The sequence below is a fragment of the Barnesiella sp. An22 genome, from assembly GCF_963931395.1.
GTDB classification, from domain to species: Bacteria; Bacteroidota; Bacteroidia; order Bacteroidales; family Barnesiellaceae; genus Barnesiella; species Barnesiella merdigallinarum.
Genome location: NZ_OZ007014.1, coordinates 1,517,562 through 1,539,527, shown reverse-complemented (window position 1 = coordinate 1,539,527; position 21,966 = coordinate 1,517,562). Strand labels below are relative to the sequence as shown.

Genomic DNA, 21,966 nt, shown 5'->3' with positions numbered 1-21,966 from the left:
AAGATTACAAGTTGTCGCATTGTCTATGAAAATCGTTATTCTCGGAGCCGGCAAAATGGGGTCGTTCTTTGCCGACGTACTCAGCTTCGACCACGAAGTCGCCCTCTACGACGTCGACCCGCAACGGCTTCGATTCGCCTTCAACACCCTGCGCATGACCCGCCCCGAAGAGATAGGCGAGTTTGCCCCCGACCTGGTCATCAACGCCGCCACGGTCAAGTACACCATCGAGGCGTTCGAGTCGGTGCTCCCCTACCTGCCGGCCCGCACCATCCTGTCCGACATCGCCTCGGTCAAGACCGGTCTGCCCGAGTTCTACGCCCGGGCGGGACACCCGTTCGTATCGACCCACCCCATGTTCGGCCCCACCTTTGCCAACCTGAGCGACCTGAGCACGCAGCACGCCATCATCATCACCGAGGGCGACCACCTGGGCAAAGTCTTTTTCAAGGACATCTACCAGCGGTTGCGGCTCAACATATTCGAATATTCGTTCCGCGAGCACGACGAGACCATCGCCTACTCCCTGTCGATACCCTTCACCTCGACCCTGGTATTCGCCTCGATCATGAAGCACCAGGATGCCCCGGGTACCACCTTCAAGAAGCACATGGACATTGCCCGCGGCCTGCTCTCGGAAGACGACTACCTGCTCACCGAGATACTCTTCAACCCCAACACCCCGCAGCAGGTGCGGCAGATACAGGAGCAACTCTCGGTCCTGCTCGACATCGTCGAACAGAAAGATACCGACCGCATGAAAGAGTACCTCACCCGGGTACGGAAAAACATCGAGTGAAGACTCCCGTCGCCGCCACACCCGGCAACACCCCATCGAGATAGCGTGCCACCCTCCCCGGCGGTACGCTATCTTTTGTTTTTCACCCTTTCGACGCCCGCTTGAGAAAAGTCATCAATCGATTGATTATCTTATATTTATAAAATATCATCTTTTATTTACTCCGCGATTTTGGTATAATATTTTCTTTTCTTGCAAAAGAATATCTATATTTGTAGGTTGACTCAGGAGGTCGATACCCATACACTGAAAAAACAGGATTTTTTGATATGAGAAAATATAATGTGTTCCGCATTTCGTGTATCGCACTGCTATGGCTTTTTTGTGCCGTGACATTGATTTGGGCGAAAGGTATTGATGGGCAAGTGCTGTTTGCCATCATAGCCTCGGGAATCATCGTATTCGTGCCCCTCTACAAACAATGGAAACGAGAGAGCAACAACCAATGAGCCGCCAAGTCGATAAAATAGTTGAAAATGGAACCCGATAACATAGAACTACTCAAACAGATAAACTTCCCTGCCGACCTGCGCAAACTGCCGGTCGAGAAACTGCCCGAGGTGTGTGCCGAGATACGCCGTTTCCTCATCGGCTCGCTGGCCCACAACCCGGGACACTTCGGGTCGAGCATGGGGGCCGTCGAGCTGACCGTAGCCCTGCACTACGTATTCGACACCCCTTACGACCGCATCGTATGGGACGTGGGGCATCAGGCCTACGGGCACAAGATACTGACCGGCCGCCGCGAGCGGTTCGACACCTGCCGCAAACTGAACGGGCTGAGCGGTTTCCCCAATCCGGCCGAGAGCGAATACGACGCCTTCATCGCCGGCCATGCCTCCAACTCCATATCGGCCGCGCTGGGTATGGCCATCGCCACCCGGCTGAAACACGAGGAGAAGGAGCGCAAGGTGATTGCCGTCATCGGCGATGCCTCCATTGCCGGCGGGCTGGCCTTCGAGGGACTGAACAACGCCTCGATTAACCCCAACAACCTGCTCATCATCCTCAACGACAACGATATGGCCATCGACCATAACGTGGGCGGATTGAACGAATATCTGGTAAACATCACCACCTCGCGGGGGTACAACCGGCTGCGTTACGACGCCTACCGCACCCTGCGGCGGTTCAACCTCATCGACGAGGAGCACCGCGGCGCGATACTGCGCTTCAACAACAGTCTGAAGGCGCTCATCACCAAACAGCAAAACATATTCGAGGGGCTCGACATACGCTATTTCGGACCCATCGACGGCCACAACGTTATCAATATCGTCAACAAACTGAACGACATCAAGGATATGACGGGGCCTAAGATACTGCACCTGCGCACCATCAAGGGCAAGGGGTATGCTCCGGCCGAAAAAGAGCCTACCATCTGGCACGCTCCCGGCTGTTTCGACCCCGCTACGGGCCAACGCAAAAGCGAGCCCGAGGGCAACAAGCCCCCCAAGTTTCAGGACGTATTCGGCCACACGCTGGTCGAGCTGGCCGAGCAGAACGACAAGATTACCGTCATCACACCGGCCATGCCCACAGGCAGCTCGTCGTGTTTCATGATGGAGCGCTTTCCCCAGCGGTCGTTCGATGTGGGCATCTCCGAAGAGCATGCCGTCACCTTCGCCGCCGGACTGGCCAAAGAGGGGCTGCAACCCTTCTGCAGCATCTACTCCACCTTCCTGCAACGCGCATTCGACGAGGTGATACACGACGTGGCTATACAGAAACTGCCCGTCACCTTCTGCATCGACCGGGCCGGACTGGTGGGTGAAGACGGGGTGACGCACCACGGGGTATTCGACCTGTGCTACCTGCGCTGCATCCCCAACATGACCATCGCCGCCCCCATGGACGAGCACTACCTGCGCCACCTCATGTACACGGCGCAACTGCGCAACAACGGGCCCTTTGCCATACGCTATCCGCGCGGCAGCGGCAGCCAGGTCGACTGGCGCTGCCCCATGCACGAGCTGCCCATCGGCAAAGGTCGCCAGCTATGCGAAGGCGACGACATAGCCGTGCTCTGCGTGGGCCCCATCGGGGTCGATGCCCTGCACGCCGTGCAACGGGCACGCGAAGCGGGCGTGAAGGCAGCCCTCTACGACATGATTTTTGTCAAGCCCCTCGACGAGGAGATACTCCACGAGGTAGGCCAGAAATACAAGAGAGTCATCACCCTGGAAGACGGGAGCATCACCGGCGGATTCGGGAGTGCCGTGCTGGAATTCATGGCCGACCACGGTTACACGCCCCGCATCAAACGGATGGGCATTCCCGACCGGTTTATCGCTCAGGGCTCCGTCAAAGAGTTGCACCAGCTGTGCGGCATCGACGAAGAGAGTATTTACGCGACCCTCATGGGTAATTGAATATAAAGATACAAAGGGTATACATTATGAAAATCATCATCGCCGGAGCCGGAGAGGTGGGAACCCACCTGGCCAAACTGCTCTCCCGGGAAGAACAGGACATTATCCTGATCGACAACGACGAAGAAAAGCTAAGAGAACTCGACGCCAACTACAACCTGATGACGATTGTGGGAAACCCCACCGCCTTTATGACCCTGAAACAGGCCAAGGTGCACCAGGCCGACCTGTTTATCGCCGTCATGCCGTTCGAGACCCGCAACATCATGGCTTGCACCATGGCCTCGAAACTGGGAGCCAAGAAGACGCTGGCCCGGGTCGACAACTACGAATATCTGCTGCCCGAGAACAAAGCCTTCTTCGACAGCCTGGGGGTAAACGAACTCATCTATCCCGAAAAGCTGGCGGCCGAGGAGGTAATCACCGCCCTGCGACACACCTGGACCCGCAACTGGTTCGAGCTGTGCAACGGCGAGCTCATCGTCTTGAGCGTGAAGCTGCACGACAACGCCAAGATTCTGAACAAGAAACTCTACGAAGTCACCACAGCCGACAGCCAGTTTCACATTGCGGCCATCAAGCGCATACACGAAACCATTATCCCACGTGGTAACGACGAGATAAAGGTGGGCGACATCGCCTACTTCACCACCACGCCCAACCACATCGGGGAGATACGACAGCTCGCAGGCGAAAGCGAAGCCGAAATCCACAAAATCATGATTATGGGCGGCAGTCGCATTGCCATACGCATCTCGAGCTATGCCCCCGACGACATGGACATCAAGCTCATCGAATGCGACCGCCAGAAGAGCTACAAGCTGGCCGAGCGCATGCACGATGTCATCATCATCCAGGGCGACGGCCGCAACGTGGACCTGCTCAAGGAGGAGGGCATACGCGACATGGATGCCTTCATTGCCCTCACCGACAGCTCCGAGACCAACATTCTGGCCTGCCTCACCGCCAAAGAGCTGGGAGTGCAGAAGACCATCGCCGAGGTCGAGAACCTGCAATTCATCTCGACGGCCGAGCGGCTGAACATCGGCAACATCATCAACAAGAAGCTGCTGGCGGCCAGCCGCATCTTCCAGTTGCTGCTCGACGAAGACTCGTCGAACGCCAAATGTCTGGCCCTGTCGGATGCCGAAGTGATGGAGCTCGTCGCCAAAGAGAACTCCAAGATTACCAAAGCGCCGGTCAAAGACCTGAAACTGCCGTCGGACCTGACCATCGGTGGTCTGGTGCGCAACGGTCACGGTATGGTGGTGACCGGTAACACCTGGATACAGCCCAACGACCACGTCGTCATCTTCTGTCTCGACACGGCCCTGCACAAAATAGACAAGCTGTTTAATTAACGAGAGAGACTATGGCCAAAATCAATGTTCGTGTCATACTGAAATTTATCGGGATGCTGCTCTGTCTGGAGGCCATCCTCATGCTCGCGCCCTATATCGTTGCCCTCATCTATGGCGAAGGCGACGCCATGGCCTTCCTGTTGTCGATAGGGATAACGGCCATCACGGGAGGTGCGCTGTTCTACTTCTTCCGGAATGCCCGCAACGAAGTGGGCAAACGCGAAAGTTACCTGATTGTCACCTCCATCTGGCTCTTCTTCACCCTCTTCGGCATGTTGCCCTTCTGCTTTATGCCCAACTCTCTGAGTGTAGCCGATGCCTTTTTCGAAACCGTTTCGGGGCTGACGACAACCGGAGCCTCGATTATTCCCAACGTCGAAGCCCTGCCCCACGGCATTCTGTTCTGGCGCAGCTTCACCCATCTTATCGGCGGTATGGGTATCATCCTCTTGACCGTCGCCATACTGCCCATGCTCAACCACCAGGGCGGCCTGATTCTGTTCAACTCGGAGGTGACCGGCATTTCACACGAGAAACTGAAACCGAAGATTGGCGAGACCTCCAAAAAGCTGTGGTACGTATACATATCGCTCACCGCCATCCTGTGCCTGTTGCTGTGCGTAGGTCCCATGAAGCCGTTCGACGCCATCTGCCACGCCTTCAGCACCATGGCCACGGGTGGATTCTCGACCAAGCAGGCCAGCCTCAACCACTGGCACTCGGCCTATATCGACTATGTCATCACGATATTTACCTTTGTGGCCGGTATCAACTTCGCCCTGGTATACCGGGCCGTCACCGGCGACGTGAAGCGACTCTTCTCCAACGAAGAGACCAAATGGTATACCGTTATCGTCGTGGGAGCTACGGTCGTAGTGGTAGCCGGACTCTATGTGACGGGACAAAACAGTTCGTTCGAAGAGACCGTGCGGGTATCGCTGGCCCAGGTAGTCACCGTCATCACCAGCACGGGATACACCGTGGGCGATTACGTAGCCTGGGGACCCTTCTTCACTACCGTATTCCTGCTGCTCATGTTCTTCGGTGCTTGTGCAGGCTCGACCTGCGGCGGTGCCAAGATAGACCGTCTGGTAGTGCTGGCCAAGAATACCCGCAACGAGTTCTACCGGGTTATCCACCCCAACGCCATTCTGCCCGTGCGGGTCAACGGCAAAGCCATTTCGCACGAGGTGGTCTCCAAGATTCTGGCCTTCATCCTGGTCTATGTGATGGTACTCATTGCCGGCTCTATCGTGCTGACGGCACTGGGGCTCTCGATCGAAGAGGCCTTCGGGTCTACCCTCTCGTGTCTGAGCAACATCGGGCCGGGAGCCGGAGCCACGGGACCGGTCGGGAACTATGCCTTTATCCCCGACATAGGCAAATGGACCCTCTCTTTCATCATGCTCATCGGGCGTCTCGAGCTGTTCACCGTGCTCATCCTCTTTACCTCCTATTTCTGGAAAAACTCGTAGGACCGGCACACTCTCGTCAGCTCCACCAAGAGGGGATTTCGTGTAAAAATATCGGCTCATGCTCTGTTTTTACATACGACTTTGCCTATCTTTGCTACACGAATACAGGAGGCGGTTCAGCACAGCCAAACTTGAAAACTTCATTTTCGTTTGTCTCTGCCTTCGCCTTTCACTACCTTTGTAGAAGATAGGAGGCGGTTCAGCACAGCCAAACTTGAAAACTTCATTTTCGTTTGTCTCTGCCTTCGCCTTTCACTACCTTTGTAGAAGATAGGAGGCGGTTCAGCATAGCCAAACTTGAAAATTTCATTTTCGTTTGTCTCTGCTTTCACCTTTCACTACCTTTGTAACAATTTGTTTCAATCATATATCAGCTATTCCCAATATGCCCAAGAACCAAGAAGAAAACCCAATAAAACCGACACAACCCGAAGAGAGTGCACCTCAAGAGACTCCTCAGGAAGCACCACAAGAAGAGAAGAAACCTCACAAGGGATTGTTCAAGAACGAGCGTGTCAACTTCATCATCGGGGTGATTCTCATCATCTTCTCGATTTACCTGACCATATCGTTTATTTCGTTTCTGTTCACCGGTAGTGTAGACCAGAGCAAAATCGAAAATCTCTCGATTGGAGAACTCTCGTCGGTAAGCAACGACATACAAAACTGGACCGGAGCATTCGGAGCCTACCTCTCCAACCTCATGATCAACCGCTGGATGGGCATCTCGGCCTTCATCGTAGCGCTGTGGCTCTATGTGGTAGGGCGCCGCTTCATTCGGGTATCGCACACCCGCATGATACGGTTCACCATCACGTGCGCCCTCTCCATCATCGTCCTGTCGCTCTTCTTCGGCTTTATCTTTCTGCACAGCTACCAGGGCACCTTCCTCTACCTGGGCGGATACCACGGCTACTACGCCACCCAATGGCTCAACGCCTGGATAGGTCCCTGGGGTACCGCGCTCTTTATTGCGGCGCTCGCCATCATCTTGCTGGTACACCTCAGCTACAAGACCATCGACTACATACGTCGCGCCTCATCGGTCAACCTTACCGGCCGGGCCATCCAGTCGATTCGGAAGAAAGCCGACCAGTGGGCCAACAGCGGAGACCACGACAAACCCGAAAAAGAGGATGACGAAAAAGAGACAACCGTAACCCCGGAGGATGAGGATACCGTACCCGAAACTGCTCAAACGGAACCGACGCCCGATAAAATGTCCCAAACGGACATCAAACCAGAGGATACTCTCGCGGCCTCCGAAATGGACGACATCACGGCCGGATACCCCGACGATCTGGTAGAGCCACTCCCCTCGCCCGACGAACTGGAAGAGCCTGCACCCCACGACCACGAGGAGACCAAGCGCCTCACCATCGACACCGGCGACCCCTCGTTTGTCATCGAAACGGCCGAGACCGACGAGATGACCACCCAGGCTCCGCCCCTCGAGGACTACGACCCCACCAAAGACCTCTCGCATTACAAGCGCCCCACCTTCGACCTGCTCGACAAGCGCGAGAGCAGCGAGGTTGAGATAAACATGGAGGAGCAGGCGGCCAACAAGAAGCTCATCACCGAGACGCTGAAAAACTACAACATCGGCATCAGTTCCATCACCGCCACCGTGGGCCCCACCGTCACCCTCTACGAAATCAAGCCCGAGGCCGGCGTGCGCATTGCCCGCATCAAGAATCTCGAAAACGATATTGCCCTCAGCCTCTCGGCACTGGGTATCCGCATCATCGCCCCCATTCCCGGCAAGGGTACCGTGGGTATCGAGGTGCCCAACAAGGAGCCCAAGATGGTATCGATGTACTCGGTACTTGCCTCGCGCAAGTTCCAGGAGTGCAAATACGACCTGCCGCTGGCTCTGGGGAAAAGCATCACCAACGAGGTGTTCATTGCCGACCTCTGCAAGATGCCCCACATCCTGGTAGCCGGTGCGACAGGACAAGGTAAATCGGTAGGCCTCAACGCCATCATCACCTCGCTGCTCTACAAGAAACACCCGGCCCAACTCAAATTCGTACTGGTCGACCCCAAGATGGTCGAGTTCAGCATCTATTCGGTCATCGAGAAACACTTCATGGCCAAACTGCCCGATGCCGAGAAGGCGGTCATCACCGACAGCGACAAGGTCATCGCCACCCTCAACTCGCTCTGCATCGAAATGGACAACCGGTATGCCCTGTTGGCCAAGGCCAACGTGCGAACCATCAAGGAGTATAACGACGAGTTTATCCACCGCCGGCTCAACCCCAACAACGGACACAAGTTCATGCCCTATATCGTGGTGGTCATCGACGAGTTTGCCGACCTCATCATGATGGCCGGACGCGACGTCGAGATGCCTATCGCCCGTATCGCCCAGAAGGCCCGGGCCGTGGGTATACACATGGTCATCGCCACCCAGCGGCCCTCGACAACCGTCATCACGGGTAATATCAAGGCCAACTTCCCGGCCCGTATCGCCTTCCGCGTGATGCAGATGGTCGACTCGCGCACCATCCTCGACGCTCCGGGTGCCAATCAGCTTATCGGCCGGGGCGACATGCTCTTCACCGAAGGCGGCGAACTGAAGCGTATCCAATGCGCCTTCATCGACACCCCCGAGGTGAAACGTATCTGCGAATACATCAGCCATCAACAGGGATACCCCGAAGCCTACGAACTGCCCGAATACAAAAACGAAAACAGCGACTCGGGCAGCGGGGCCGACATGAGCAACCGCGACCCCCTCTTCGAAGAGGCCGCCAAGATGATTGTCGTATCGGGACAAGCCTCTACCTCGTCGCTGCAACGGCGATACTCCATCGGCTACAACCGGGCCGGCCGACTGATGGACCAACTCGAAGCCGCCGGTATCGTGGGCCCGAGCGAAGGCGGCAAACCCCGTCAGGTGTTAATCTCGGACATCATGGCTCTTGAAAACAAATTAGACCTAATGAAATGAAACTAAGTCGCATCCTTCTTTTCTGCGCTACTCTGCTCCTGGCCAATGCCCAGGTGGCACAGGCTCAAAACGGCACCGCCGCACTCGACCGGGTGGTCGAAAAAATACGCTGCTCGGGCGACCTGTCGGCTGCGTTTACCCTCACCGTATACAACGCCCTGAACGAACCGGTCGACAAACAGTCGGGCACCATAAAACTGTCGGGCGACAAGTTCTACTGGACAACCCCCGCCATGACCGTCTGGTACAACGGCCAACTGCAATGGGCCTATGTAAAAGCCTCCGAAGAGGTGAACCTTACCGAACCCACCCCGGCCGAAATTGCCTCGATCAACCCCTACACGCTCATCACCACCTACAAGCAGAATTTCAACGTCAAGGCCTTGAAGGCCAAGAACAGCCAGCAACGGGTGGCCGAGCTTACCCCCAAGAAGAAGGGAACCCAGATAGACCGGGTGGTACTCACCGTAAACGCATCGAACTGGATGCCCCAGTCGTTCCAGATCTATTACAGCGACCGCACGCACAGCACCATCGCCCTGTCGCGACTGGTCACCGGGCAGAACTTTTCCGATGCCACCTTTGTTTTCGACAAGAAACAATACCCCAAGGCCGAAGTCATCGATTTACGCTAATCACTTAAAAACGAAATAAAACTATGGAACAGAACGAACGAATCCGTTGCCTCATCATCGGGTCGGGACCGGCCGGTTATACCGCCGCCATATATGCCTCGCGGGCCAATCTGGCACCCGTCCTCTACGAGGGCATGCAACCCGGTGGACAACTCACGACCACCAGCGAAATAGAGAACTTTCCCGGTTACCCCGAAGGTATATCGGGATTCGACATGATGGAAGACCTGAAAAAACAGGCTGCCCGATTCGGTACCGACATTCGCCGCGGTATCGCTACCGCCGCCGACTTTTCGACCCGCCCCTACCGCATCACCATCGAGGGCGAGAAGGTGGTCGAGGCCGATGCCGTAATCATCTCGACCGGCGCCTCGGCCAAGTACCTGGGCCTCCCCGACGAGGCCAAATATGCCGGCATGGGCGTATCGGCCTGTGCTACCTGCGACGGATTTTTCTACCGTAAGAAAATCGTGGCCGTCGTAGGCGGCGGCGATACCGCCTGCGAAGAGGCCGAATACCTGTCGCACCTCGCCTCGAAGGTCTATCTGATTGTGCGCAAGAACTACCTGCGTGCCTCCAATATCATGCAACAACGGGTAATCGAAAACCCCAACATCGAAATCCTGTTCGAGACCCAGGCCGAAGGATTGTTCGGCGAGAACGGTGTAGAGGGCGTGCATCTGGTCAAAGGGAAAGATACCGACCACGAAGAGCGATACGACCTGGCTATCGACGGGTTCTTCCTGGCCATCGGACACAAACCCAACACCGATATATTCAAAGGTGCCATCGAACTCGACGAAAACGGCTATATCGTTACCAAGCCCTTCACGACCGAGACCAATCTGCCCGGTGTATTTGCCGCTGGCGACGTAGCCGACCCCCGTTATCGTCAAGCTATCACTGCCGCCGCCTCGGGTTGCAAAGCCGCCATCGATGCCGAGCGATACCTCATCAATAACAAATTGTAACAAGATTTGCCTGAGCGGCTCAAAAGGAGGGAGAATTTATTCTCCTTCCTTATTTTTTTTTATTCTAAAGCTCTATTTCTTATAAAATTAGATATTTTTCCTCTTTTAAGAAACGATATATCAATTTTTTAGTTACTTTTGTGCTGTAAAACATAGTTATAAGGCAAATGGTCAAGAAAAGCACACTGGAGTCTATACTACAAGAAGAGATGTCCGACTTTTGGGCGTTGCTCGAAAGTGAGGAAAAACGCATTATTGCCGAAAATTTCAAGATTCAGAATTTCAAAAAAAACGAAATCATATACAGCGAAGGCGAAACTCCCTCGCAACTCATGTGCTTATTGAAGGGGAAAGTAAAAATCTATAAGGACGGCGTGGGAGGCCGCAGCCAGATTATCCGGTTGATTCGTCCGGTTCAGTACTTCGGCTACCGGGCCTACTTCTCCCGCGAAGCCTACGTGACCGCCGCAGCCGCCATCGAAAGTTCTACCATCGGTTCTCTGCCCATGCCCCTGGTCGAGAAATATATCCGCCAGAACAACGGGTTGGCCTGGTTCTTCATCAAGGAACTCTCCAACGATCTGGGCATATCGGATGCCCGCACGGTGAACCTCACCCAGAAGCACATCCGGGGCCGGCTGGCCGAATCGCTGCTAGTACTCAAAGAGAACTACGGTGTCGAGGAAGACGGGCTCACCCTCAACATCTACATGGCCCGTGAAGACCTGGCCAACCTCTCGAACATGACCACCTCGAATGCCATCCGTACCTTGTCGAGTTTCACCAACGAAAAAATCATCACGGTCGACGGCCGCCGCATCCAGATTATCGACGAAGAGCGGTTACGCAAAATCAGCAAATTCGGATAAACACCACGACAATATCTTACCCTTATCATACAGAAGAAGCTGTCACCCCTGGACGGGACGACAGCTTCTTTTGTTATATCCACTCCGTATTGCGATACGGTACGGGAGACTATTTCAATTCAAATCCGGCACGCGAACGAATATCCTCGGCCGAAGCCCCGATGAGCACCTCGAAGCGTCCCGGCTCGGCTACCCACGCATGTTTCGCATCGTCGAAATACGAGAGACTCGTACGGTCGAGCACGAACTCTACCTCGCGGCTCTCACCCGGTTGCAGCATCACTTTGCGGAATCCCTTCAGCTCTTTGACCGGACGGGGCAGCGACGACTTCAGGTCCGATACGTAGAGCTGAACCACCTCGGCTCCGGCACGGCTACCCGTGTTCTTCACCGATACACACACCCGCAGGCTGTCGGCCTCCGTCATCTGCTTGCGGTCGAGCACCGCCTTGCCATACTCGAATGTGGTATAGCTCAACCCGTGACCGAAGCAGAAGAGCGGACGATGGCTTTTCTTCTGCTTGTCGCTCCAGCGATAGCCCACGAAAATATCGTCCTTGTATATCTCACGATGGTCGACTCCGGGGTAAACCAACGAGTCGTTCAGGGCATGCGCGTGATAATCTTCGAGGCGGGCACACATCGTGAAGGGCAGTTTACCCGACGGATTCACATCGCCCACCAGCACGGCGGCCAGAGCATTACCGGCCTCGCTGCCGCAATACCACCCCTCGACAATGGCACCTACCCGGTCGGCCCAGGGCATGGCCACACTGTTGCCCGAGACGAGCACCACGACGGTGCGGGGGTTGACCTCGGCCAAGGCCTCGATCAGGCGGTCCTGATTGTAGGGCAAACCATAGTCATAACGGTCGCCTCCCTCGCAATCCTGGTGACTGTTCTTATTGAGACCACCCACAAAAATCACGTAGTCGGCCTCACGGGCCAAAGCCACAGCCTCGGCCAGCAGTTCGTCGGCCGAGCGCGATTCCGACAGGTCTACCTTCGAAACCACACCATTATAGGAACCGTCGGTATTGCCTACATAACCACGGGCATATACCACCTCGGCGGCACTGCCCACTCTTGCCCGCAGGCCGTCCAGAGGCGAAACCTCGTACTGTGCCTTCAGCGACGAGCTGCCGCCGCCCACGGTCATCATCTTGATGGCATTCTCGCCTACGACCAATATCTTGCGGGTCTTTTCCAACCGAATAGGCAACGTATTGTCGCGGTTCTGCAACAGCACGATTCCCTCCTCGGCTATCTGCCGGGCAGCCTCGCCATGAGCCGGATCCTCGAACGAACCATAGGGACGGTTGGGATTCATCGTCGTGCGGAACATCATTCGCAGAATATTACGCACCTTACCGTCGACCACCGACTCGGGTATCACCCCGGCCTTTATCTGCTCGAGGAAAGGCCGGGCCAGGAAGTAGTGGTTATAAGCATCGCTCGCACTCACCGACAAGCCGTCGGTACCGGTACCGAACTCCATGTCGAGACCGTTATAGGCAGCCTCCCGGGTATTGTGAACGCCACCCCAGTCGGAGACAACGACGCCGTCGAAGCCCCATTCGCCCCGCAAAATATCATTAAGCAGATATTGGTTGTGACAGCAATGCTGCCCCTTGTAGCAATTATAAGAACCCATGATGGCCCATGCCTTGCCTCGCTGTACCGCCGCCTTGAAAGCCGGCAGATAGATTTCGTAGAGGGCCCGGTCGCTCACCTCGACATCGACACCAAAGCGGTCATACTCCTGGTTGTTCAGGGCAAAGTGTTTCACACAGGCGGCTACTCCGCACGACTGTACTCCCTGGATGTAGGGAACCACCATCTCGGAAGCCAGGTAAGGGTCTTCGCCCATATACTCGAAGTTGCGCCCGTTCAACGGCGTGCGGTAGATATTCACGCCGGGACCCAACAGTACATTCTTGTTCCGGTACCGGGCCTCCTCGCCTATGGCCCGACCATAACGCAGAGACATGTCGGGGTTCCACGTAGCGGCCAGACAGGTCAAGGCCGGGAAGGCCATGCACGAGTCGTTGGTCCAGCCGGCCTGGACCCATTCATCCCAAGCCACTTCGGGACGTATGCCATGAGGACCGTCGGTCATCCAGTTCTCGGGCAGACCCAAACGGGGGACTCCCGCCGAACTGAACTTCGATTGAGCGTGACACAAGGCCACTTTCTCTTCGAGGGTCATTCGCGAAAGGGCATCTTCTACTCGATCTTCGATGGGTTTCGAATCATCGAGATAAACAGGTGTTTGGGCCATGGCCGCCTGCAAAGGGAATAACAGCGCGGCAGCCCACAGGGGTTTTAGAAAAGATCTCATGATAATTATTTTGAAGGTTAATAACAAAAAGTCATATTCTTGTCGCAGAGACTATGGTTTCAATTCAAATCCGGCACGCGAACGAATATCCTCGGCCGAGGCGCCGATAAGCACCTCGAAGTGTCCCGGCTCGGCTACCCACGCATGTTTCGCATCGTCGAAATACGAGAGACTCGTACGGTCGAGCACGAACTCTACCTCGCGACTCTCGCCCGGTTGCAGCATCACTTTACTGAATCCCTTCAGCTCCTTGATCGGACGGGGAAGCGACGACTTCAGGTCCGACACGTAGAGCTGAACCACCTCGGCTCCGGCACGGCTGCCCGTGTTCTTCACCGATACACGCACCCGCAGGCTGTCGGCCGCCGTCATCTGCTTGCGGTCGAGCACCGCCTTGCCATACTCGAATGTGGTATAGCTCAATCCGTGGCCAAAACAGAAGAGCGGACGGCGGTCTTTCTTCTGCTTGTCGCTCCAGCGATAGCCCACGAAAATGTCGTCCTTGTACACCTCGCGATGATTGACTCCGGGATAGACCAGCGAGTCGTTCAAGGCATGAGCGTGATAATCTTCCAGGCGTTCACACATCGTGAAGGGCAGTTTACCCGACGGATTCACATCGCCCGTCAGCACAGCGGCCAGGGCATTGCCGGCCTCGCTGCCGCAATACCAACCCTCGACAATGGCACCTACCCGGTCGGCCCAGGGCATGGCCACGCTGTTGCCCGAGACGAGTACCACCACGGTGCGGGGGTTGACCTCGGCCAAGGCCTCGATCAGGCGGTCCTGGTCGTAGGGCAGACTGTAGCTCTTTCGGTCGCCTCCCTCGCAATCCTGATGCCCGTTCTTATTGAGACCACCCACAAAAATCACGTAGTCGGCCTCCCGGGCCAAAGCTACCGCCTCGGCCAGCAGGTCGTCGGCCGAGCGGTCGGTCTGCAACGAAGGGATGGTATACATGACACTCTTCGGCGGGTCGGGACTGGCATAGCCCCGGGCATACACCACCTCGGCCACATCGCCTATCCGGGCCCGAAGCCCCTCCAACGGCGACACTTCGTACCAGGCTTTCAGCGACGAGCTGCCGCCGCCCACGGTCATCATCTTGATGGCATTCTCGCCCACCACCAATATCTTGCGGATCTTCTCCAGCTGGATAGGCAACACGTTGTCGCGATTCTGCAACAACACGATTCCCTCCTCGGCTATCTGCCGGGCAACCTCGCCATGAGCCCGATTCTTGAACGAGCCGTAGGGACGGTTTCGGTTCATCGTCGTACGGAACATCAACCGCAGGATATTACGAACCTTCCCGTCAACCACCGACTCGGGGATGCTCCCCGACTTCAACAACTCAAGGAACCGACGAGACAGGTAGTAGTCGTCGTAGGCATTGTCGACACTGAACTCCATACCGTCGGTGAGAGAACCAAATTCCAAATCGAGTCCGTTATAGGCCGCCTCGAGGGTATTGTGCACGGCTCCCCAATCGGAGATGACCACCCCGTCGAAGCCCCATTCGCCCCGCAAAATATCGTTGAGCAGACGTTGGTTGTGGCAGCAGTGCTGTCCCTGGTAGCGATTGAACGACCCCATAATCGACCACACCTTTCCCCGCTGCACGGCGGCCTGAAAGGCCGGCAGATAGATTTCGTAGAGGGCCCGGTCGCTCAGCTCCACATCGACATAGTGCCGGTCTTTCTCCTGATTGTTGAGCGCAAAGTGTTTCACGCAGGCGGCCACACCGCACGACTGCACCCCTTGGATATAAGGTACTGCCAGCTCGGAGGCCAGGTAAGGGTCTTCGCCCATATACTCGAAGTTGCGCCCGTTCAACGGCGTGCGGTAGATATTTACGCCGGGGCCCAACAGCACGTTCTTGTTCCGGTAACGCGCCTCCTCGCCCAAAGCCCGGCCATAGCGCAGAGCCATATCGGGGTTCCACGTAGCGGCCAGACAGGTCAAGGCCGGGAAGGCCATGCACGAGTCGTTGGTCCAACCGGCCGGACTCCATTCGTCCCATAAAAGTTCGGAACGAATACCGTGCGGACCGTCGGTCATCCAGTTTTCGGGCAGGCCCAAACGGGGAACTCCCGGTGAACTAAATTTCGATTGAGCATGACACAAGGCCACCTTCTCTTCGAGAGTCATACGCGAAAGGGCATCTTCTACGCGATCTTCAACAGGCATTGTATCATCAAGGTAAACAGGGGGTTGGGCTACGGTTACAGCCGCGACCCATAGGAGCGTAACTCCTAATACATGTCGCATGTTCTTCATGTTTAAAATAGCAAATGTGACTGAATAACAAATATAATCGGGAATAAAGGTAGATATAAAATCTATTCCCGGCAACAGAACATGCTCAAATAACACTTTAAAACATTCCCTCCATCTCCATATATAGAAGGATAACAATCCGCCTCACGACGGAAACGGCTTTGCCAACCGACAGGAAATCACGGCAAACGTCGGATCACCTTACCCGACGAGGTCTCGGCAAAAGCGGGCAGATAGACCACCCGGCGCGGCATCTCGTACCGGTCGACCGCCTCGCGGATACGGGCCAGCAAGGCGGCTTCGTCGGCAGGCGACAACGGGTCGCCCTCGATGGCCAGGGCCACGCACTGCCCCCACTTCTCGTCGGGAGCGGCGGCTATGAAGAAGCGGCGGGTCAAGAGCCCGGCTATCTTCTGCTCGACCCGCTCGGGAAATATCTTTACCCCCCCGCTGTTAATCACATGGTCGTAACGACCTGTCCAGCGGAAGGTGCGCTCATCGACGAGCTCCACCACATCGTTGGTCACAAACTGCTTGTGTGTAAAATGGGGAGTATGGATAACCAGGCAGTCGCGGGAATCGACCGCAAAGGTGATGCTACCCAAAGCCCGGTAGAGCATGGTGGCATCGCCAATGCGACGCAGGGCCACGTGCGACACCGTTTCGGTCATGCCATAGGTGGCGTAAGCCCGAACCGGCAACCGGGTCAACCGGGCTTCGCATTCTGGCGACAGAGGTGCTCCGCCGATAATCAAGGCTCCTACCCGAGCCAGGCGGGCACGCTGGGCATCGTCACTTAACGACTCAACCACCTGCGCCGGAACCATCGCCGCAAAGTCGACCGGCTCGTCGACCGTCGCCAAGGGTCGGCTCGACGGCGGTACCACCAGCAGGTCGGCCCCCGAGAGCAGGGTGCGCACAATCATCATCTTCCCGGCAATGTAGTCGGGCGAGAGACAAAGCAGCATGGTCGTGTCCGCGGTGATGCCGAAGAAGTCGACCGTCAGCCGGGCCGACTCCTCCATATCCCGTTTCGAGAGCTTCAGCGGTTTGGGGGCTCCCGTCGAGCCCGAGGTGTGGCCCCACACGAAATCGGCCGGCGAAAACCATTCGTCAAGAAAGTCGGCCACCTGCGGGGTGGCTGCGGCCAGCACCTCGTCGCGGGTGCGGCACAGGCGATGATTGAGGGTTATCTCCATGACAGTTCCGAAAAATTCCACCCCCCGGCCGGGTTGTATCGCAACACCTCGCCCACCTGCTCGAGCGGCGAGGGTATATTGTTGGTATAGAGTGCACCGGTACCCAGCCCCTGCGGCATATTCACAGGCAGGGTAGCCGTAAACTGAGCGATGGCATTCAGCCCCACGTTCGACTCCAGAGCCGAGGTAATCCACCACCCGATACCCCGGGCCCGGGCGGCATCGATCCACTCTTGCGTACCCGAGAAGCCGCCGATAAGCGAGGGCTTCAGCACCACATACTGCGGTGCTATGGCTTCCAGCAAGTCGACCTTTGCGGCCACACCGCTCACCCCGATGAGCTCCTCGTCGAGGGCCACCGGCAGAGGCGAGGCTTCGCACAGACGGGCCATCGCCTCCCACTGTCCGGCCCGTATGGGCTGCTCGATGGAGTGCAGGTCGTAATCCGAGAGACGTTTCAGGCACTCCAGCGCCCGGTCGGGAGCAAAGGCTCCGTTGGCATCGACCCGCAACTCGATGGTGTCGCGGCCGTATCGGCTACGGATAAAGGCGAGCAGGTCGCACTCGTCGTCGAAGTCGATGGCGCCGATTTTCAGTTTGATGCACGAGAAACCCGCCGCCAGCTTCTCCTCGATACGGGCCGCCATGGTACGCTTGTCGCCCATCCATATCAGCCCGTTGATGGTGATGCCTCTCCCACCCGTCACGAAGTCGGAGGGGTATACGACCCGCCGGCCGCCGTTCTGCCAGTCGAGCAGAGCAGTCTCCACCCCGAACCGTATCGAACTCCAGGCCGAGAGGTCGAGGCTTTCGTAGCAATCCATCTCGCGGCACACCCGCTGCAACACGCTCTCGTATTCGGGGCGGTCGTCGGCACCGAGCCCCCGGAAGAGGGCACACTCACCCAACCCGTAGCGGTCGGGGGCGGCATCGTCCCACACCTTCACGAAGCAGGTCTCCTTTTCGGTGAGGATGCCGCGCGAGGTCCCACTCGGCACCTTGAAATGGAGCGTATACGGAGTATAACTGGCCTTCAGCATCTTATCCGGGGAATTTGGGGAACTTCTGGAAATCGGGGTCACGCTTCTCGAGAAAAGCATTCTTGCCCTCCTGCGCCTCCTCCATCAGGTAATAGAGCAGCGTAGCGTCGCCGGCAAACTCCATGAGGCCGCGCTGGCCGTCGAGCTCGGCATTCAGGGCCCGCTTGATCATACGGATGGCCATGGGACTGCGTTTCAAAATGGTCTGGCACCACTCGACGGTCTCCTCCTCGAGCCGGTCGAAAGGCACCACCTTGTTCACCAGCCCCATCGCCTCGGCCTCCTGGGCCGTATACTGGCGACAGAGGAACCAGATTTCGCGCGCCTTCTTCTGCCCCACGATGCGGGCCAGATAGGAGGAGCCGAAGCCTCCGTCGAAGCTGCCCACCTTGGGACCCGTCTGCCCGAAGCGGGCATTCTCCGAGGCAATCGTCAGGTCGCACACTACGTGCAGCACATGGCCGCCGCCGATGGCGTAGCCGTTGACCATGGCGATGACCGGCTTGGGTATGGAGCGAATGGCCTTGTGCAGGTCGAGCACGTTGAGGCGGGGCACACCGTTCTGGTCGATATAGCCGCCGATGCCCTTCACCTTCTGGTCGCCACCCGAGCAGAAGGCTTTGTCGCCGGCTCCGGTGAGCACCACCACGCCGATGTCGGGACGCTCGCGGCAGATGGCCATGGCGTCGAGCATCTCGTTATTGGTCTGGGGGCGGAACGCGTTGTAGACCTGCGGGCGGTTAATCGTTATCTTGGCGATACCGTCGTAGTAATCGAAGAGTATGTCCTCATACTCCTTAATGGGTTTCCAGTCAAACTTTTTCATATCGTGTCGTTTTTAAGATTCTGAATTTCAACATTACTGCCGGGCCCGGCGGAAGTATCCCCTCAACACCTCGGCATTGTAGAGGTGGGGCGTGTGCACCGCCAAAATGGCCGGTCGCTCGCTCTCGGCAAAGAAGCGGGGCAATACCTCGGCAGCCGATGCCTCGCTGTCGATTTCGAAGTAGCGCAGCCCGAAGAGGTCGGCATACTTCTCGACGGGAATATCGCGGTGCACCTCGAAGCAGCGCTCCAGCTCGGGCAACCCGGCCGTAGGCTTGATGAAGCGGAAGATGCCGCCCCCGCCGTTGCACATGACAATCACCTTGAACCGGGGCGAGAGATAGGCCGACGAGAGGCCGTTGGCATCGTACGAAAAGCTCATGTCGCCGGTAATGAAGAGCGTGGTCTCATCGCCCACACACGAGGCGCCGGCCGCCGTCGAGGTAGAACCGTCGATACCGCACACCCCGCGGTTGCAGTCGCTCCGGCTCACCTGCGGAGTATTGAAGAGCTGGGCATAGCGCACCGTGGTGCCGTTGGAGAGTTGCAGGGCGGTGCCGGCCGGGATAACCGGCAGAATCAGCGAGAAGGCCTTGAGGTCGCACCAACCGATGCGGGCTATATAGTCGTCGTGCAGGCGGGTAGCCAGCTGCTCCTTGTCGTGCCACAGGGCGACATAGGAGCTCTCGACGGGGGCCACCCGACGGGCCAAAGCCTCGAGCAGACGGGCCGGCGAGGCATCGATGTGGCGGGTGAGCGCCTGCATGGTATCGACCACGCGGTCGCCCTGCGAGATGCGCCAGTGGGCCTGCGGTTTATGCTGCCGCAGGAAGGCCTTGATCATGCGCGACACCAGCGAACCGCCCAGGGTGATGAGCAGGTCGGGGGCATAGTCGGGCCACTCGCTCTTGTCGATAACCGAATAGACCCGGTCGATGGTAGAGATGAACCGCTCGCCCTGCACATTGGCGATGGTCTCGGTGAGCACCACCACCTGCGGCAACTCGGCCAGTCGGGCCAGAGCCCGGCTCAACGCCTCGTCGGGCTGCATGAAGGCGGCCACGACAAGCACCTTGCGGGCCGACATGAACTCGCGGCTCAGGAGCGCGAGTGACTCTTCGTCGGGCAGACTTGCCGGAGCCATCCGCATAACCACCCGTTCGGGACGCGGAGTGACTTCGGTCTCGCCGGTGAGCGGCTCGGTAATGGAGAGGTTGATGTGCACCGGACCCTTCTCTCCCGAGAGGGCCGTGAGCAGGGCATCGTTCACACTGCGGTTGAAATACCAGCCGTCGGTCGGCAGGGTCCACTCGGCCCGCAGGTCGTACGACCGTTTCACAAAAGGAGCCAAAGCTCCGTATTGACGCAGGGTCTGCCCGTCGTCCTGGTCGATCCACTCGATGGGCCGGTCGCCCGAAATGACCACGAGCGGGATGTGCTGGTAGTAGGCCTCGGCCACGGCCGGAGCGTAGTTGAGCAGAGCCGTTCCCGAGGTACACACCAGGGCCACCGGCTCGCCGCTGCGCTGCGACATGCCCAGAGCCATGAAGGCGGCGGTACGTTCGTCGACCACCACATACGACTCGATAGCCTCGCACCGCGAGAATGCCATCAATACAGGCGCATTTCTCGACCCGGGCGAGAGAACCGCCCGTTTCACACCCTGCTTTACCAAAATCTCGACGAGGGCATTACACCCCTGTTTGTCTGTTGTCTTCATACGTTTCTTGTTTGATTAACCGTTTATGACCGAGAGCAGCGTCTGCGCCTTGGCCTCGGTCTCGCACCATTCGCTGGCGGGCTGCGACTGGGCCGTCAGGCCGCCACCGACATACAATCTCACATACCCATCGTCCACCTCCATGCAGCGCAGATTGACAAACAGGCGCATCCCGTCTGCCTGCACCGGGCCCAGATAGCCGCCATAGTAGCGACGCCGGTGTGGTTCCACGCGATCAATCCAAACTTTCGCAGCCTCTTTGGGATACCCCCCGACGGCTGGTGTCGGGTGCAAAGCACCTAAAATATCGTTCAGCTGGCTATCGGTCAAACGACCTTCGACCGTAACCGGCGTACACAAATGTTCGACCTGGGCCGCCACCTTGGTAAAACGGGCCCCCACCACCGGGTCGAGGCCACAACGCTCGAGAGCAGCCACAATCGTATCGGCCACAATCTGCTGCTCCTCCTGCTCCTTCGCGCCCCACTCGCCCGGAGTCCCGGCCTTGCGGGTCCCGGCCAATGCCATGGTCGACAGCCTACGGCCGTCGTAGTCGAGCAGCGTTTCGGGGGTGGCTCCTATCCAACGCCCCCGGCCGGGCAGATGTACCCAACTGACAAAGGCGGCCGGATATTTCGCGGCCAACCGCAGGAAAAGTTCGACATCGGAGAGCATCGGCCGCCGCAACGTCACGGTGCGCGAAAGCACCGCTTTCCGCAACTCGCCGCGGCGCATGGCCCCGATGAGGGTAAGGGCCTGCTGCTCATAGGCCGGGTAATCGCAATCGGTCTCCGGCATGGGCCCCTCGTCGGCTCTAACAGAAGAGTCGGCACAACGGTTCAACGCCTCCAGGTCGATAGCCTCGGCCCGCACGGGTTTTACCGGGAAAAAGAGTGAAGGGAATGCCCCGCTGTCGAAAGGGGCAAAGAGAAACCCCTCCCGCCCCTCGCCGGGGAGGGTACAACCCGCCAAGGTCTCCAGCTCATGGGCCGGACAGGCGCCCCAATAAAAGGCACTGTCGCCCGGCAACCTGAAGGCATAGGCGGGGAAACGGCTCTCGAGACTCCGCTCGAAAGCCTGCCTGAGACAAGATATGGCTGTCGTATTCTCACCCATGGCA

General features: G+C 57.5%; 16 protein-coding genes. 9 read left to right on the top strand and 7 right to left on the bottom strand.

Annotated elements, in window-relative coordinates; all coding sequences use genetic code 11:
• The first annotated feature begins 25 nt into the window (after window positions 1-25).
• From ABGT88_RS06170 to ABGT88_RS06130, 9 genes are all read left to right on the top strand, one after another.
• On the top strand, window positions 26-799 hold the full coding sequence (locus tag ABGT88_RS06170) for a prephenate dehydrogenase/arogenate dehydrogenase family protein (protein WP_346701022.1): 774 nt from the start codon (window positions 26-28) through the stop codon (window positions 797-799).
• A 269-nt stretch (window positions 800-1,068) separates the two neighbouring features.
• Window positions 1,069-1,248 carry a hypothetical protein gene (locus tag ABGT88_RS06165; protein ID WP_087407659.1) on the top strand — a complete coding sequence of 60 codons (180 nt, stop codon included), beginning with the start codon at window positions 1,069-1,071 and terminating at the stop codon, window positions 1,246-1,248.
• Between the two features lie 27 nt (window positions 1,249-1,275).
• Window positions 1,276-3,171: a 1-deoxy-D-xylulose-5-phosphate synthase gene (gene dxs, locus ABGT88_RS06160; protein WP_346701020.1), complete on the top strand. Its 1,896-nt coding sequence runs from the start codon at window positions 1,276-1,278 to the stop codon at window positions 3,169-3,171.
• Window positions 3,172-3,197: 26 nt separating this feature from the next.
• Complete coding sequence (gene trkA / locus ABGT88_RS06155; protein WP_087407770.1) at window positions 3,198-4,532, top strand: Trk system potassium transporter TrkA; 1,335 nt, start codon at window positions 3,198-3,200, stop codon at window positions 4,530-4,532.
• Window positions 4,533-4,543: 11 nt separating this feature from the next.
• Window positions 4,544-6,007: a TrkH family potassium uptake protein gene (locus ABGT88_RS06150; protein WP_258326980.1), complete on the top strand. Its 1,464-nt coding sequence runs from the start codon at window positions 4,544-4,546 to the stop codon at window positions 6,005-6,007.
• Between the two features lie 385 nt (window positions 6,008-6,392).
• Entirely contained in the window at window positions 6,393-8,966 is a 2,574-nt protein-coding gene (locus tag ABGT88_RS06145) for a DNA translocase FtsK (RefSeq protein ID WP_346701018.1), read from the top strand.
• Window positions 8,963-9,601: a LolA-like putative outer membrane lipoprotein chaperone gene (locus ABGT88_RS06140; protein ID WP_346701016.1), complete on the top strand. Its 639-nt coding sequence runs from the start codon at window positions 8,963-8,965 to the stop codon at window positions 9,599-9,601. Before ABGT88_RS06145 ends, ABGT88_RS06140 begins: the two co-directional genes overlap by 4 nt.
• A 23-nt stretch (window positions 9,602-9,624) precedes the next feature.
• Complete coding sequence (gene trxB / locus ABGT88_RS06135; protein WP_087407664.1) at window positions 9,625-10,572, top strand: thioredoxin-disulfide reductase; 948 nt, start codon at window positions 9,625-9,627, stop codon at window positions 10,570-10,572.
• Between the two features lie 167 nt (window positions 10,573-10,739).
• On the top strand, window positions 10,740-11,441 hold the full coding sequence (locus tag ABGT88_RS06130; RefSeq protein WP_087407665.1) for a Crp/Fnr family transcriptional regulator: 702 nt from the start codon (window positions 10,740-10,742) through the stop codon (window positions 11,439-11,441).
• A 109-nt stretch (window positions 11,442-11,550) separates the two neighbouring features.
• On the opposite strand, the gene ABGT88_RS06125 is transcribed toward ABGT88_RS06130, so the two are convergent.
• From ABGT88_RS06125 to ABGT88_RS06095, 7 genes are all read right to left on the bottom strand, one after another.
• Window positions 11,551-13,722 (bottom strand): glycoside hydrolase family 3 C-terminal domain-containing protein, encoded by a 2,172-nt coding sequence (locus tag ABGT88_RS06125; RefSeq protein ID WP_346702833.1) that lies wholly within the window; start codon window positions 13,720-13,722, stop codon window positions 11,551-11,553.
• A gap of 111 nt (window positions 13,723-13,833) precedes the next feature.
• Complete coding sequence (locus ABGT88_RS06120) at window positions 13,834-16,053, bottom strand: glycoside hydrolase family 3 C-terminal domain-containing protein (protein ID WP_346701013.1); 2,220 nt, start codon at window positions 16,051-16,053, stop codon at window positions 13,834-13,836.
• A 188-nt stretch (window positions 16,054-16,241) separates the two neighbouring features.
• On the bottom strand, window positions 16,242-17,261 hold the full coding sequence (locus tag ABGT88_RS06115) for an AMP-binding protein (RefSeq protein ID WP_087407668.1): 1,020 nt from the start codon (window positions 17,259-17,261) through the stop codon (window positions 16,242-16,244).
• Window positions 17,252-18,301, bottom strand: coding sequence for an o-succinylbenzoate synthase (locus ABGT88_RS06110; protein ID WP_346701011.1), 1,050 nt, complete (start codon window positions 18,299-18,301; stop codon window positions 17,252-17,254). The genes ABGT88_RS06115 and ABGT88_RS06110 overlap by 10 nt, the downstream gene beginning before the upstream one ends.
• A 1-nt stretch (window position 18,302) precedes the next feature.
• Window positions 18,303-19,127, bottom strand: coding sequence for a 1,4-dihydroxy-2-naphthoyl-CoA synthase (gene menB / locus ABGT88_RS06105; protein ID WP_087407670.1), 825 nt, complete (start codon window positions 19,125-19,127; stop codon window positions 18,303-18,305).
• A gap of 33 nt (window positions 19,128-19,160) precedes the next feature.
• Window positions 19,161-20,846, bottom strand: coding sequence for a 2-succinyl-5-enolpyruvyl-6-hydroxy-3-cyclohexene-1-carboxylic-acid synthase (gene menD / locus ABGT88_RS06100; protein WP_346701009.1), 1,686 nt, complete (start codon window positions 20,844-20,846; stop codon window positions 19,161-19,163).
• A 15-nt stretch (window positions 20,847-20,861) separates the two neighbouring features.
• Complete coding sequence (locus ABGT88_RS06095; RefSeq protein ID WP_346701007.1) at window positions 20,862-21,962, bottom strand: chorismate-binding protein; 1,101 nt, start codon at window positions 21,960-21,962, stop codon at window positions 20,862-20,864.
• Window positions 21,963-21,966 lie beyond the last annotated feature (4 nt).

Coding starts and splice junctions, on each gene's coding strand:
- dxs (WP_346701020.1), top strand. CDS start 1,276: ATGGAACCCGATAACATAGAACTACTCAAACAGATAAACTTCCCTGCC.
- menB (WP_087407670.1), bottom strand. CDS start 19,127: ATGAAAAAGTTTGACTGGAAACCCATTAAGGAGTATGAGGACATACTC.
- ABGT88_RS06140 (WP_346701016.1), top strand. CDS start 8,963: ATGAAACTAAGTCGCATCCTTCTTTTCTGCGCTACTCTGCTCCTGGCC.
- ABGT88_RS06115 (WP_087407668.1), bottom strand. CDS start 17,261: ATGGAGATAACCCTCAATCATCGCCTGTGCCGCACCCGCGACGAGGTG.
- ABGT88_RS06125 (WP_346702833.1), bottom strand. CDS start 13,722: ATGGCCCAAACACCTGTTTATCTCGATGATTCGAAACCCATCGAAGAT.
- ABGT88_RS06170 (WP_346701022.1), top strand. CDS start 26: ATGAAAATCGTTATTCTCGGAGCCGGCAAAATGGGGTCGTTCTTTGCC.
- ABGT88_RS06145 (WP_346701018.1), top strand. CDS start 6,393: ATGCCCAAGAACCAAGAAGAAAACCCAATAAAACCGACACAACCCGAA.
- ABGT88_RS06120 (WP_346701013.1), bottom strand. CDS start 16,053: ATGCGACATGTATTAGGAGTTACGCTCCTATGGGTCGCGGCTGTAACC.
- ABGT88_RS06165 (WP_087407659.1), top strand. CDS start 1,069: ATGAGAAAATATAATGTGTTCCGCATTTCGTGTATCGCACTGCTATGG.
- ABGT88_RS06150 (WP_258326980.1), top strand. CDS start 4,544: ATGGCCAAAATCAATGTTCGTGTCATACTGAAATTTATCGGGATGCTG.
- ABGT88_RS06130 (WP_087407665.1), top strand. CDS start 10,740: ATGGTCAAGAAAAGCACACTGGAGTCTATACTACAAGAAGAGATGTCC.
- trxB (WP_087407664.1), top strand. CDS start 9,625: ATGGAACAGAACGAACGAATCCGTTGCCTCATCATCGGGTCGGGACCG.
- trkA (WP_087407770.1), top strand. CDS start 3,198: ATGAAAATCATCATCGCCGGAGCCGGAGAGGTGGGAACCCACCTGGCC.
- menD (WP_346701009.1), bottom strand. CDS start 20,846: ATGAAGACAACAGACAAACAGGGGTGTAATGCCCTCGTCGAGATTTTG.
- ABGT88_RS06110 (WP_346701011.1), bottom strand. CDS start 18,301: ATGCTGAAGGCCAGTTATACTCCGTATACGCTCCATTTCAAGGTGCCG.
- ABGT88_RS06095 (WP_346701007.1), bottom strand. CDS start 21,962: ATGGGTGAGAATACGACAGCCATATCTTGTCTCAGGCAGGCTTTCGAG.